The following is a 14,653-nucleotide window of genomic DNA, read 5'->3' as shown; positions in this document are numbered from 1 at the left end:
CACTCACTTCCGTTCGCTCCAGGGTCTCCTCTGTGACGCTAAATCCCCTAGGAGTGACGCTGGCTCCACTCCAATCAACCATTCTGTAAAAGTGTTTTTTCCTTATTTTTCATACTAGCGGTAGCGATCAAAATAGCCCATGATTTGTATAATTAGAAAAAGGATAGGCTTTTATTTTCAATGTAGAGAAGAGATGAATGACAACACCCCTCCATAAAATGAGTAGTGAAGACCTTCCCTTTATTTGAAAACTTTTGCTAAAAAGGTAACACTTTTGTGGGTTGGAGTGGAAGGCTACTTGACTCCCGTGGGATAGCGAGACAGGCGAAGCCCTGCACGGAGCGGTAGCGGAGGAAGCGATTCGGCGCTCGCCCACAGGAAAGCAAGTAGCCTGCAACGGAAATCCATTTCTACCTTTCAATTGACTGTTTTGTTTTTCAACACTAAAAAGAGTTGTCTCGATATACACGAGACAACTCTTTTTGATTATTTAAATGTTGCGCCGATAAAGTCGCGGAACAATGGTTGTGGACGATTTGGACGTGACACTAGCTCTGGGTGGAATTGACACGCTACAAAGAAATTGTTTTCTGGTAGCTCAATAATTTCAACTAACTTGCCATCAGGGCTTGTACCTGAGAAGACAAGACCAGCTGCTTCCATTGCCTCACGATATTCATTGTTAAATTCATAGCGGTGACGATGACGCTCATAAACAAGCTCTTTGCCATAAGCATTGCTTGCTTTTGAACCATCTTTTAATTTACATGGATATAACCCTAAACGTAATGTACCACCGATGTCTACAGTATCATTTTGATCTGGTAAGAAGTCGATAATTGGATACTCTGTATTTGCATCAAGCTCTGTAGAATGAGCACCTTTCAAGCCAAGAACATTACGTGCAAATTCTATTGTTGCTAATTGCATACCTAAACAAATACCTAGGAAAGGAACATTATTTTCACGTGCATATTGTGTCGCTAAAATTTTACCTTCAACACCGCGATCACCAAAGCCACCTGGTACTAAAATAGCGTCAGCACCTTTTAATAGAGAGGTAACGTTATCTGCATCAACGTGTTCTGCATTAATCCAGTCAATTTCAATATCAGAATTAAATGCATACCCTGCATGCTTTAATGCCTCAACTACAGAAATGTATGCATCTTGTAGTTCTACGTATTTCCCTACTAATGCTATCTTTCTTTTATTTGGTAAGTTCTTCACTTTTTCTACAAGGTCACGCCATTCTCCCATGTCTGCCTCTGGTGCTTCAATGCCAAAATGATCTAGAACGATATCATCTATATCTTGTGCATGTAGGTTTAATGGTACTTCATATAAATGCTCAGCATCACGAGATTCAATAATTTCATGTGGTTGAACATCACAGAATAATGCTAATTTCTCTTTCATCTCTTGTGGTACTTCTTGTTCAGTACGGACTACGATAATATTTGGCTGGATACCTAAAGAGCGTAATTCTTTAACAGAATGCTGCGTAGGTTTTGTTTTAAGTTCACCAGCTGCTTTAATATAAGGAATTAGTGTACAGTGGATATACATTACATTGTTATGACCTAAGTTCGTTTTCATTTGACGGATAGCTTCAAGGAAAGGTAATGATTCAATATCCCCTACTGTTCCACCAACCTCAGTAATCACAACATCAGCATTTGTTTCTCGACCAGCACGTTGGATACGGTCTTTAATTTCGTTTGTAATATGAGGAATTACTTGTACTGTTCCACCGTTATAATCACCACGACGTTCTTTCTGTAATACAGATTGGTAAACACGACCTGAAGTTACTGTAGAATGTTTCCCAAGGTTAATATCAATAAAGCGTTCATAGTGTCCTAAGTCTAAATCAGCCTCAGCACCATCATCTGTTACAAAAACTTCACCATGTTGATAAGGGCTCATCGTACCTGGGTCAATATTGATATATGGGTCAAATTTTTGAATCGTAACTTCTAAACCACGGTTTTTTAATAAACGGCCTAGAGATGCTGCAACAATCCCTTTTCCAAGTGATGATACAACCCCACCTGTTACAAAAATATACTTCGTCATGAATAAATTCCTCCTTATGATGTTCTAAAATATTAGTGCGTTTAGGGGGGATCAGAACCATTTATATTCTAATACCCTAAAAAAAGAAAAGCCGAGAATGTCTACAAAAATGTAGTCGATTCGAAGCTGTAATCGGTTCTATCTCTTTTCCACTTTCCTTTAAACCTTAAAACTCTAACAACTGTTCAGTCACCGTTTACTATACATCATGAATAAATAAAAACATTTATATTCATATCATTATGAAAAGTATGGGAGAACTAAACTGAATAAAGTTAAAAACAAAAAAACGCTCCTCCTGCATAGGTTTGCAGGGGGAGCGTATTATATACACGGTCTTTCTCCTTCTTTTAAGGAGCCCAAGTAAAAGATTAAACGTAACCGTGATAGAAGTCAAGATTTTTTGCTTCAAGCTTAAAAGAAAGAAAATTCTAAGAGTACTGTGCTAGACCTCTTCCTCTTCTTCATCAAATTCTTCTTCCTCTTCATCGATAAACTCTTCATCGATTTCTTCATCAATTTCTTCTAGATCTTCATCGTCAAAGTCGATATCTTCTTTTTCATCTTCTTCTTCCTCAAGGTCTTCTTCATCAATGAACTCTTCAAAGTCTTCATCAAAGTCGATATCTTCTTCCTCTAAATCTACATCCTCATCAAGATCTTCATCATCAAAGGCAGCTTTAGATTTTTTCTTTTGAGTCTTAACAGAAGGTGCTGTTTCTTCTTCAATTTGCTCTACTTTAAACCATTCACGTAAGCCCCAGCCTGCTTCCTGATTATATAAAAAGCGGCCATCAATATTCATATCTGTATAAAATTGTAACAGACGAGATTTCATTTCTGCATCACTATAGCCCACAAGTTCTTGAATTAATTTTAATAAATCATTAAAAGACACTGAGGCACGTTTTTCATTTAATATTGCATAAGCTAAGTTAATTAACGATTCTTCTGTTAATTGTTCCTTTGTCATTTCACGAAAATTCAATTCGTGCACTTCCTTTCCCTCATCACAATGGACGTTTTAAAATTACATGGTGCTTTATTCTCCAAGCGCAGCAAAAAAGGCCACGCAAAAGGTTCTTTCCATACAATAAGCATAATACCCATTATATACAAAGTTTTAGCCCCTTTGCTAGCTTCAATTACTGTTTTTTATATTACGCATTTTTTTTATTCCAAGATAAAACAAATAGACAGATAATAGTAGTAAAGGAATAGCGCCAATTTGCTTATTATACAGGAAAATGGCTCCCAATACTAAAGCTAATATAATTATGTAGTGAATAACTGATCTCATCCTCTACCGCGCCTCCCCTTTTTTTACATTTCTATTATAGCGAAAATAAAAAGAAGTGCCTAATCTTAAGACTAGACACTAGAAACTAGAGAAGCAAGTTACATAAATTAGAAAAAAATATTAGAAAACAAGCAGTTTTGAACGACACTACTTACATATTACGACGATACTGTCCGCCAACTTCATATAAAGCTTTTGTAATTTGTCCTAAGCTTGCTACTTTTACTGATTCCATAAGCTCAGCAAAAATATTACCATTATTGACAGCCACTTCTTGTAAACGTGCAATCGCAGCTTCACTTTCCTCTTCATGTGCACTCCAAAATGTTTGTAAATTGCGAATTTGCGTTTCCTTTTCTTCTGTCGATGCACGAGCAATTTCCATATTATCTATATCAGCATCTGAAGCTGGATTTGGGTTCAAGTAAGTATTAACACCAATGATTGGTAACTCCCCTGAATGTTTTAACATCTCATAGTACATGGATTCTTCTTGAATTTTACCTCTTTGGTATTGTGTTTCCATTGCACCTAACACACCGCCACGATCATTGATACGATCAAATTCTTCAAGAACCGCTTCTTCCACAAGGTCTGTCAATTCTTCAACAATAAACGCACCTTGTAGTGGGTTTTCATTTTTCGCTAGACCATGCTCTTTTGTAATAATCATTTGAATAGCCATCGCACGTCGTACGGATTCCTCAGTAGGTGTAGTAATGGCCTCATCATAGGCGTTTGTATGCAATGAGTTACAGTTATCTTGTAATGCCATCAATGCCTGTAATGTTGTACGAATATCATTAAAATCAATCTCCTGAGCGTGTAAACTACGTCCAGATGTTTGAATATGGTATTTTAGCTTTTGAGCACGCTCATTAGCACCGTATTTATCACGCATAACAATGGCCCAAATACGTCGTGCAACACGTCCAATTACTGTATATTCTGGATCCAGTCCATTTGAGAAGAAGAATGATAGATTTGGTGCAAAGTCATTGATATTCATGCCACGGCTTAAATAATACTCTACATACGTAAAGCCATTAGCTAAAGTAAAGGCTAATTGGGAAATAGGATTTGCTCCAGCTTCCGCAATATGATACCCCGAAATGGAAACAGAATAGTAGTTACGTACTTTATGGTCAATAAAGTATTGCTGAATATCGCCCATCATACGTAAAGCAAACTCTGTTGAGAAAATACATGTATTCTGTCCTTGATCTTCCTTTAAAATATCTGCTTGCACTGTTCCACGTACAACCTGCAATGTTTTTTCACGTGTCTCGGTAAACTCTTCAACTGTCAAAGTTCGTCCTAGCTCTTGCTCACGCAATTGAACTTGTTGATCGATTGCTGTATTCATAAACATTGCTAAAATAATAGGGGCTGGACCATTAATTGTCATCGATACAGATGTAGATGGTGCACATAAATCAAAGCCTGCATACAGCTTCTTCATGTCCTCAAGTGTACAGATGGATACACCCGATTCCCCGACTTTACCATAAATATCTGGACGGTAATCTGGGTCCTCACCATACAGTGTTACCGAATCAAATGCTGTAGATAAACGTTTTGCATCATCATCCTTTGATAAATAGTGGAAGCGTTTATTTGTACGTTCTGGTGTCCCCTCGCCAGCAAATTGGCGTTTCGGATCTTCACCCTCACGTTTGAATTGGAAAACACCTGCCGTATATGGGAATTCGCCAGGAACATTTTCTTTATAAACCCAACGCAATATCTCACCATAGTCTTCAAACTTCGGCAATGCCACTTTTGGAATTTTTGTGCCAGATAGACTTGTTGTTTTAAGGATGGTGCGAATTTCTTTATCACGAACTTTCGTCACAAATTCATCGCCAGCATAAGCTTCTTTTAAAGCCTGCCAATTGTCCAATATACGCTTTGATTCTGCTGTTAATTCATCTCTAACACCTTCTGCTAAAGAAGTAAGCGATGCAACAAGTGCATCATCTGGCGCTTTTTCTTTCACTGCTGCAATAGCGCCTTCTAATTGGAATAGTCGACGAGCAAATGCCACCTGTTGCTCTGATTTTTTATGATAGCCACGAACAGTGTCAGTAATTTCACGTAAATAATAACGACGATCGTTTGGAATGATGACATCTTGCTTTTGCGTTTTAGCAAATTGCTCATAACTTGTTTCCCAATTAAAACCTGTTTTTTCGTTAATAATTTTAACGAGAGCGGCGAATAATGCATTTGTTCCTTTGTCATTGAATTGGCTAGCAATTGTACCGTAGACTGGCATATTATCAAGTGATTCATCCCAAAGCTCACGTGAACGTTGATATTGTTTTTGTACTTGTCGTAGTGCATCCTCTGAGCCTTTTCGCTCAAATTTATTGATAGCAATAACATCTGCAAAATCAATCATATCAATTTTCTCAAGTTGTGTTGGCGCACCAAATTCGCTTGTCATGACATACATAGATAGATCCGTGTACTTTGTAATTTCGGCATCACCTTGACCAATACCGCTTGTTTCTACGATGATTAGGTCATAGCCTGCTACACGTACTACATCTAGCACATCACCAATCGACGCAGATAATTCAGTACGAGAGCCACGTGTTGCTAAACTACGCATATAAACACGGTTATTAAAGATAGCATTCATACGAATTCGATCCCCAAGCAATGCTCCACCCGTTTTTTGCTTTGTTGGATCGACTGAAAGAATGGCTACACGTTTATCTGGGAATTCTTTTAGGAAGCGGCGAATCAGTTCATCTGTTAATGAAGATTTCCCTGCACCACCAGTTCCTGTAATCCCCATTACTGGTGTACCTTTTGAAAGCTTTCGTACCTCATCTAGCATTTCCTTTGTAGCTTCGTCGTCATTTGACTCAGCTGCTGTTATTAGATTAGCTAAAATTTCTGGCGTTTCCGGCGTTAAGGACTTTAATTTCTCTAAATAATTACCCGTTGCAGTTGGAAAATCTGTTCCTTTAATTTGCTCATTAATCATTCCTTGTAGCCCTAAAACACGGCCATCCTCCGGTGAGAATATCCCTGCAATGCCATACGTATGAAGCTCTTTAATTTCACGCGGTAAAATAACTCCTCCACCACCGCCATAAATTTTTATATGTGGTGCCCCTTTTTCACGCAGTAAATCATACATATATTTAAAGTATTCCATATGCCCGCCTTGATAAGAAGAAACTGCAATACCTTGTGCATCTTCTTGTATCGCAGCATTCACGACTTCTTCAACAGAACGGTTATGACCTAAATGGATTACTTCTACACCGCTCGATTGTAAAATGCGTCGCATAATATTGACGGAAGCATCATGTCCATCAAAAAGACTTGATGCTGTCACAAAACGTACGTGATTTTTTGGACGATATACTTCTACCTTTGTCATATGAAATCCCCACTCTCTCCCCTTATTGAATAAAAAAAGCCGACAATTGCAATATCGCTATATGCAATTGCCGACAAACCCCTTACAAAATATTAGAACCCCTTTATGCCTGAAATGAACAAAGTGATTTGCATGTCAATGAATTCGTCAATGGAATGCTGACGATGTAATGCCCATTTGCGGAACGCCCAGCTTTGTCCTGAAACAACTAAGTTATTGGCTGCTAAATGGATTTGCTTGTCTGTCATTGTTAGTTCGCCAGACTGCACACATCGCTGTAACAAGCGTTCAAATGTGGCAACCATTTCAAACTCTTTACTAAAGACATAGCGTTGTGCTTCTTTTGACAATGATTTTGTTTCTTGATACATGATTGTTAGCTCATCAACCATGCTATCAATTTGCAGGAAATATTCCCTAATCATTTCTTTCAACTCATCAATTGTTCCTGCTTTAATCTCATAACTTGAAAGTCGCTCCATTGCATGGTGATAGATACTATCACAAACAAGGTAAAGAACGTCTTCTTTCGTTCGGATGTACTCATACAAAGTACCAATACTAAAGCCAGCAGCTTTTGCAATCTCTCTCGTCGTGGCACGATGAAAGCCTTTTTCTCTAAATAGCTTAATAGCTCCTTGAATCATTTGTTCACGACGAATGGCGATTAAATTTTCATCTTTTACAGTTGACTGTACTTGGGGCCTTTTATCTTTTTCAGTCATCAATTATTTCGTTAGCATACGCGAGATAACAAGACGTTGAATCTCCTGCGTACCTTCATAAATTTGTGTAATTTTAGCATCACGCATAAAGCGCTCTACTGGATAATCTTTTGTATAACCATAGCCACCAAATACTTGAACCGCCTCTGTCGTTACACTCATAGCCGTATCGCCAGACATTAATTTCGCCATTGCAGATGCCTTACCATATGGTAGGTTATTAGACTCTAACCAAGCCGCCTGGTATGTAAGAAGTCGAGAAGCCTCTATTTGAGTTGCCATATCTGCTAATTTAAAGGAAATGCCTTGGTTTGCAGTGATTGGTTTACCAAATTGCACACGTTCTTTGGCGTAGTCTACTGCTGCATCTAATGCTCCCTGTGCAATCCCTACTGCTTGAGCCGCAATACCATTACGTCCACCGTCCAGTGTCGTCATGGCAATCTTAAAGCCTTCCCCTTCAGCACCTAATAGATTTTCTTTTGGAACACGACAGTTATCAAAAATAATCTCTGTTGTTGGAGATGAACGAATTCCTAATTTCTTTTCTTTCTTCCCTACAGAGAAACCTTCAAACCCAGCTTCCACGATAAATGCGGATGTGCCGTGTTTTGCTTCTGGATCTGTTACTGCAAATACAATATAAGTATCTGCTACTCCACCATTCGTAATAAAGATTTTTGAGCCATTTAAAATATAATCATCGCCATCACGTTTTGCATATGTTTTCATGCCGCCCGCATCTGAACCTGATCCTGGTTCTGTTAAACCATACGCACCAATATGTTTGCCTTCAGCCATTGGACGAAGGTATTTTTGTTTTTGTTCTTCTGAACCAAACTTGTAAAGTGGCCAACCTGCCAGTGAAGTATGCGCAGATAATGTTACCCCAGTCGAAGCACAGACACGTGATAGTTCCTCGACAGCAATGACATATGCAAGGTAGTCAAATCCTGCACCACCATATTCTTCAGGCCATGGAATACCAGTTAACCCAAGCTCCGCCATTTTATCGAAAATCGCACGGTCAAATTCTTCATTTTCGTCACGTTCAGCAGCTGTTGGCGCCACTTCATTTATAGCAAAATCACGAATCATTTCACGTAATTGTTCATGCTCTTCTGTTAACTGAAAGTTCATTGTCCATTTCCCCTTTTTAATTAGACTCTGTTCTGTGTTACCTGATTGTTGTTAGAGCGGGTTTCCCTTATTTTAGAGCAGGTCTACACTCTCTAGGAGCGGATTTCTACCACTTTGGAGCAGTTTCTTCTCTTAATTGAGCGCCTCTCTCACTTTTTAGAGCGGATCAACACCCTTTATGAGCGTGTCTTCCTCTCTGGAACGGTTTGTACCCTTCCTAACATCAGGCTTTATTTCAGTAAATGTTTACTAATGACTAATCTTTGAATTTCACTTGTACCTTCATAGATTTCTGTAACCTTTGCATCGCGGAAATAGCGCTCTACTGGATAATCTTCCGTATAGCCGTAGCCGCCGAATACTTGAACCGCTTCTATTGCCGTTTGTACCGCTGTTCGTGATGAGAAAAGTTTAGCCATTGAAGCTTCTGCTCCACATGGTAAACCTTTTGCACGTAAATCTGCTGCGCGATAGACTAATAGTTTTGCCGATTCAACAGCTGTTGCCATATCAGCAAGCTTAAAGCCAACACCTTGTTGTGCAGCAATTGGTTTGCCAAATTGTATACGTTCTTTAGCATAAGCAGTAGCCGCCTCTAGTGCTGCTTCAGCAATTCCTAAAGCCTGTGCCGCAATGCCAATTCGTCCAACATCTAAATTGGCCATCGCAATTTTAAAGCCTTCTCCTTCTTCCCCAAGTAGGTTGTCGGCTGGAATGCGACAGTTATCGAATGTCAGCTGAACAGTACGTGAGCCATGTAAGCCCATCTTATGTTCATCTTTTCCGATGATTAAGCCAGGTGTCCCCTTTTCGACAATAAATGCCGAAATACCTTTTGTTTTTTCAGCAGGGTTAGTAGAAGCGAATACAATATATACATCAGCCTCTCCACCATTTGTAATAAATACTTTGGAGCCGTTAATAACATATTCATCGCCATCACGCACTGCCTTTGATTGTAGAGAGCCAGCGTCTGAGCCTGCACCTGGTTCCGTTAAACAAAATGCGCCTAAATATTCTCCTGTTGCAAGTTTTGGTACATAACGTTTCTTTTGTTCGTCATTCCCAAAGTAAATGATTGGATTTGTTCCAACCGAAGTATGCACCGATAAAATAACGCCCATTACAGCGCTTACTTTTGATAGTTCATTAATCGCAATTATATACGATGTAAAATCCATACCAGAGCCACCTAAGTCTTCTGGTGTAGTAATTCCCATTAAGCCAAGTTCACCCATTTGCTGTAGAAGCTCACGTGGGAATTCTCCCGCTTCCATTCGCTCTACCCACGGTTGAATTTTTTCCTGAGCAAATTGACGAACCATATCGCGCATCATAATTTGCTCATCTGTAAATTGCAAATGCATCTATAATGTCACCCCTCTAAGTTGTCCCCAAACATCTAAATAACCCCATCCCCATAGGATTATTCGTAAACGTAAAAGCCTCTTCCTGATTTCTTACCTAGCCAGCCTGCTGCAACGTATTTACGTAGCAGTGGGCAAGGACGATATTTACTATCTCCTAGACCCTCATGTAAAATTTCCATGATGTAAAGACAAGTATCCAAACCAATGAAGTCTGCCAATGTTAATGGCCCCATTGGATGGTTCATACCAAGCTTCATTACATCATCAATTGCTTCCTTCGTAGCTACACCTTCATAGAGTGCGTAAATCGCTTCATTAATCATCGGTAGTAGAATTCGGTTTGAAATAAATCCTGGGAAGTCATTCACTTCTACTGGTGTTTTCGATAATTTGACCGTCATCTCTTCAACAGCTTTGTATACTTCATCTGTTGTTGCTAAGCCTCGAATGATTTCGACAAGTTTCATAACTGGTACAGGATTCATAAAGTGCATACCGATTACTTGCTCTGGACGATTTGTTACTGCTGCGATTTCTGTAATAGGCAGTGAAGATGTATTCGTAGCTAAAATAGCATGTGCTGGTGCAATGCCATCCAGTTGCTTAAAGATGGATTGCTTAATTTCCATATTTTCTACAGCTGCCTCAATGATAATATCTACATCACTAGCATCCTGTAAATCTAGTGACATACTAATTTGACCTAGAACAGCAGCCTTCTCATCTTCTGTTTTACGACCCTTTTCTACATCACGTGATAAATTTTTCGTAATAACCCCTAATCCACGCTCGAAAAATTCTTGCTTGATATCGTTCAATTTCACATCAAAGCCTGCTTGTGCACAAACCTGGGCAATACCAGAGCCCATTTGCCCTGCACCAATGACCATTACCTTTTGAATTCCCATTAGTTCAGTCCCCCTGTTTTTGGTACTTCAATCATAATTGCATCACCTTGACCGCCGCCTGAACAGATTGCAGCAATGCCGATACCACCGCCACGACGCTTCAATTCCTGTGCAAGTGTTAATATAATGCGTGCACCCGATGCCCCAATAGGATGACCTAAAGCAACTGCACCGCCATTAACATTCACTTTTTCTGCATCTAAATCTGCCAACTGCTTGCTGACTAAAGCGACTGCTGCAAAGGCTTCATTGATTTCTATTAAATCAATATCTGCTAATGATTTATTGGTCTTTTTCAGTAATTTATTAATAACAAGACCTGGTGTTTGTGGGAAGCTTTCTGGCTCAATCGCAAGTTCTTCATGACCAATGATTACTGCCAATGGTTCTCTACCTTCACGTTTTGCACGTTCCTCACTCATGACGACAAGTGCACATGCTCCGTCGTTAACCCCAGGTGCGTTACCTGCTGTAATCGTGCCATCCTTGTCAAAGGCTGGTTTTAACTTCGCCAGTATTTCCAAAGACGTACCTGCTCTTGGTGCCTCATCTGTATCCACAACAAGTGGTTCACCTTTTCGTTGAGGAATCTCTACTGGTACGATTTCTTCTGCAAAGTAACCTTTTTCAATTGCGGCTAGTGCGCGTTCATGACTGCGAACTGACCAAGCATCCTGTTCTTCTCGACTTAGCGAGAATTCTTTAGCTGTTGCATTACCATAGCTGCCCATATGCGGTCTCGCTTTATCGAAAGCACATGTTAAGCCATCATAAAGCATGCCATCTACCATTGTTGAATCTCCCATACGCAAACCATTTCGACCATTCAGAAGATAATATGGCGCATTGGACATAGATTCCATGCCACCAGCAATAACCACTTCTTCGTCCCCTAAACGAATCAATTGATTTGCTAATGTCACTGCACGCATCCCGGACGCACAAACTTTATTGATTGTTTCTGTTTTTACTGCTGTTGGTAAATTGGCCTTCAGCGCAGCCTGTCGAGAAGGAATTTGACCCTGTCCCCCTTGTAAAACAGAACCTAAAATTACCTCATCTACTTCCTCAGATGCAAGATTTGCTTTCTCTAATGCCCCTTTAATCGCAATCGCACCTAAATCACTTGCATGTAATGCTGATAATGAACCTCCAAATTTACCAAATGCAGTTCTTGCTCCTGCTAAAATTACAGCTCTATTCAAGTAAAACACCCCTTTTGTTTTACGTTCTCGATGAAGTTGTAAAGCATTATTGACTGAACGCTCGCTCGACTTCTATCGAGGAAAAATGGGAGTTTACTATCTCAACTCCCATTCCCATTTAATCTTATTCTACAAAACAATTTTTTATTGTGCAATTTATATTTTTCAGATAACTAAAATATTTCTGCAATAGTAATCATTTTTCTGCGTTCGCTTCCGAATTCTCGTCTTGGCGAGCCTTTTCTACGGATGCTACCACTTCTTCAAATGTTTCTTCTGTTTCCTCTGAAGAAGGTTGAACAGCCTTTACTTTTTCGCCGAACACTGAGCGCTCTAGTAATTCTGCAACATCAAATGTTCCAATAGAATCTTCAACCTCTTTTGCCTTTGTACCATCCTCTAACATTGTTAAACAGTAAGGACAGCCCGATGAAATAACAGATGCATTTGTTGCGAGAGCCTGCTCTGTACGTGCTACGTTAATACGGTTCCCTACATGTTCTTCCATCCACATTAAGCCACCACCAGCACCACAGCACATCGCTGTTTCACGGTTACGTTCCATTTCAACAAGCTTCACACCAGGGATGCCTCGAAGAATTTCACGTGGAGCATCATAGACATCATTGTAACGGCCTAAGTAACAAGAATCATGGAAGACAATCGTTTCATGAACCTCATAGTTTAGCGCTAGACGATTTTCTTCAATCAACTGATTTAATAATTCAGTATGATGATACACTTCGCCTTTCCAGCCAAAGTCTTGATATTCATTTTTAAAGATATTGTAGGCATGAGGGTCGATTGTCACAATTTTCTTCACTTCGTTTTTCTCAAACTCATCAATATTCGCTGTAGCTAGCTCCTGGAATAAGAATTCATTCCCTAAACGGCGAGGTGTGTCCCCAGAGTTTTTCTCTTTATTACCTAAGATTGCAAACTTCACACCAGCTTCATTTAATAAACGACAGAATGCTAAAGCGATTTTTTGAGAGCGGTTATCGAAAGCTCCCATCGAACCAACCCAGAATAAATATTCCATTTCCTCACCAGATTTTTTCAGCTCTTTTACAGTTGGAATTTGGATTGTTGGATCTAGATCGCGCCAATTTTCTTTTTCTTTACGGTTTAAGCCCCAAGGATTACCTTGTCGCTCGATATTTGTCATAGCACGTTGCGCATCTGGATTGACTTTTCCTTCAGTCATAGTTAGATAACGACGTAGGTCAATAATTTTATCAACATGCTCATTCATTACTGGGCATTGATCTTCACAGTTACGACAAGTTGTACAAGCCCAAATCTCTTCTTCTGTAATGACTTCGCCTATTAAAGATGGACTGTAGATATCTTCAATTACAGCACCTTCAGCACCAGCTGCCATTGCAAGCTGATTACCCTTTGTATTGGCAAAGAATTGATAAGGCACCCACGGTTTTTGTTTTGTTACAACTGCGCCCGTAAATGTTAAATGATCACGCAATTTCACGATTAAATCCATTGGCGACAGCATTTTTCCTGTTCCTGTTGCTGGACACATGTTTGTACAACGTCCACATTCTACACAAGAATATAGATCGAGCATTTGCTTTTGTGTGAAGTCCTGTATGCGTCCCACTCCAATAGAAGGCATATCCTCTTCACTTTCAGCATTTTCCCCTGCTTCTTCTAAGGCCTCGAAATCGATTGGTGTTAATGTACCCGCACGATCTAAACGATTCATGTAAACATTAAGTGGACTGACGATTAAATGGAAATGTTTAGATTGCGGTACGTAAACAAGGAATGTTAATAGAATTAAAAGGTGTGCCCACCACATTACATAAAATACGCCAGCAGCTACTGATGTAGGTAGGAAGCCAAAAATAGCAGCAATGCTTGAAGCAACTGGCTCCGTATAGGTTAATCCCTCACCATGCCAAATTAATCCCATACCATTAGCGATTAATGTAGATACCATTAACCCACCAATGAAAATTAATACAAGACCATTTTTCCATCCTCGTTTTAGACGCACTAGTTTTTCAACATAGCGGCGGTAAAATGCCCACACTACCGCAATTAAAATCATTAAAACTACAAGCTCCTGGAAGAATGTAAAGACACCATAGAAAATGCCTAGTGGCAGATGTGATTCTGGTGCTAGTCCTTTCCAGATTAAATCAATTGCCCCTAACTGCACCATCAAAAATCCATAGAAAAACATAACGTGAATTAAACCACTCTTTGGATCCTTTAATAGCTTATTTTGACCAAATACATTGACCATAATATAACGAAGTCGTTCTTTAACACTTTCATCAAACTCAACCTTTTTCCCCAATTGCACATACTTATAGCGTGTTTTCAACAGGTAGAAGAACAATCCTACTGCATAAAGCACAACCACGACTGTTAAGACAATGTTAGCAATTAATAATGGACTCATGGTTGGTCCCCCCTTTAGTTTGTCGTAATTTTCTCTCTTTGTGACGAATTTGCTAGTTCATACAGAAATGTACTTCACTTTATCATTATATTCCTATT

Annotated in this window: 9 protein-coding genes; all 9 read right to left on the bottom strand. The window is 39.5% G+C overall.

Annotated elements, in window-relative coordinates:
• Window positions 1-486: 486 nt before the first annotated feature.
• Window positions 487-2,079 carry a CTP synthase gene (locus JTI58_RS11770; RefSeq protein ID WP_205446791.1) on the bottom strand — a complete coding sequence of 531 codons (1,593 nt, stop codon included), beginning with the start codon at window positions 2,077-2,079 and terminating at the stop codon, window positions 487-489.
• Window positions 2,080-2,524: 445 nt separating this feature from the next.
• Entirely contained in the window at window positions 2,525-3,067 is a 543-nt protein-coding gene (gene rpoE / locus JTI58_RS11765; RefSeq protein ID WP_205446789.1) for a DNA-directed RNA polymerase subunit delta, read from the bottom strand.
• Between the two features lie 463 nt (window positions 3,068-3,530).
• Window positions 3,531-6,779: a fused isobutyryl-CoA mutase/GTPase IcmF gene (icmF, locus tag JTI58_RS11760; RefSeq protein WP_205446787.1), complete on the bottom strand. Its 3,249-nt coding sequence runs from the start codon at window positions 6,777-6,779 to the stop codon at window positions 3,531-3,533.
• Window positions 6,780-6,871: 92 nt separating this feature from the next.
• On the bottom strand, window positions 6,872-7,504 hold the full coding sequence (locus JTI58_RS11755) for a TetR/AcrR family transcriptional regulator (RefSeq protein WP_205446785.1): 633 nt from the start codon (window positions 7,502-7,504) through the stop codon (window positions 6,872-6,874).
• A gap of 3 nt (window positions 7,505-7,507) precedes the next feature.
• Window positions 7,508-8,644, bottom strand: coding sequence for an acyl-CoA dehydrogenase (locus JTI58_RS11750; protein ID WP_205446783.1), 1,137 nt, complete (start codon window positions 8,642-8,644; stop codon window positions 7,508-7,510).
• 230 nt (window positions 8,645-8,874) lie between these two features.
• A complete protein-coding gene (locus JTI58_RS11745; protein ID WP_205446781.1) occupies window positions 8,875-10,011 on the bottom strand; it encodes an acyl-CoA dehydrogenase in 1,137 nt (378 codons plus the stop codon).
• Between the two features lie 59 nt (window positions 10,012-10,070).
• Window positions 10,071-10,922 carry a 3-hydroxybutyryl-CoA dehydrogenase gene (locus tag JTI58_RS11740; protein ID WP_205446779.1) on the bottom strand — a complete coding sequence of 284 codons (852 nt, stop codon included), beginning with the start codon at window positions 10,920-10,922 and terminating at the stop codon, window positions 10,071-10,073.
• Window positions 10,922-12,127: an acetyl-CoA C-acetyltransferase gene (locus JTI58_RS11735; protein WP_205446776.1), complete on the bottom strand. Its 1,206-nt coding sequence runs from the start codon at window positions 12,125-12,127 to the stop codon at window positions 10,922-10,924. The genes JTI58_RS11740 and JTI58_RS11735 overlap by 1 nt, the downstream gene beginning before the upstream one ends.
• A 196-nt stretch (window positions 12,128-12,323) precedes the next feature.
• Window positions 12,324-14,555, bottom strand: coding sequence for a heterodisulfide reductase-related iron-sulfur binding cluster (locus JTI58_RS11730; RefSeq protein ID WP_205446774.1), 2,232 nt, complete (start codon window positions 14,553-14,555; stop codon window positions 12,324-12,326).
• Window positions 14,556-14,653 lie beyond the last annotated feature (98 nt).

This window comes from Lysinibacillus fusiformis, assembly GCF_016925635.1.
In the GTDB taxonomy this organism is placed as follows: domain Bacteria; phylum Bacillota; class Bacilli; order Bacillales_A; family Planococcaceae; genus Lysinibacillus; species Lysinibacillus fusiformis_F.
The sequence above is the reverse complement of the archived record's forward strand: the minus strand, read 5'-3'. Positions and strand labels throughout refer to the sequence as shown.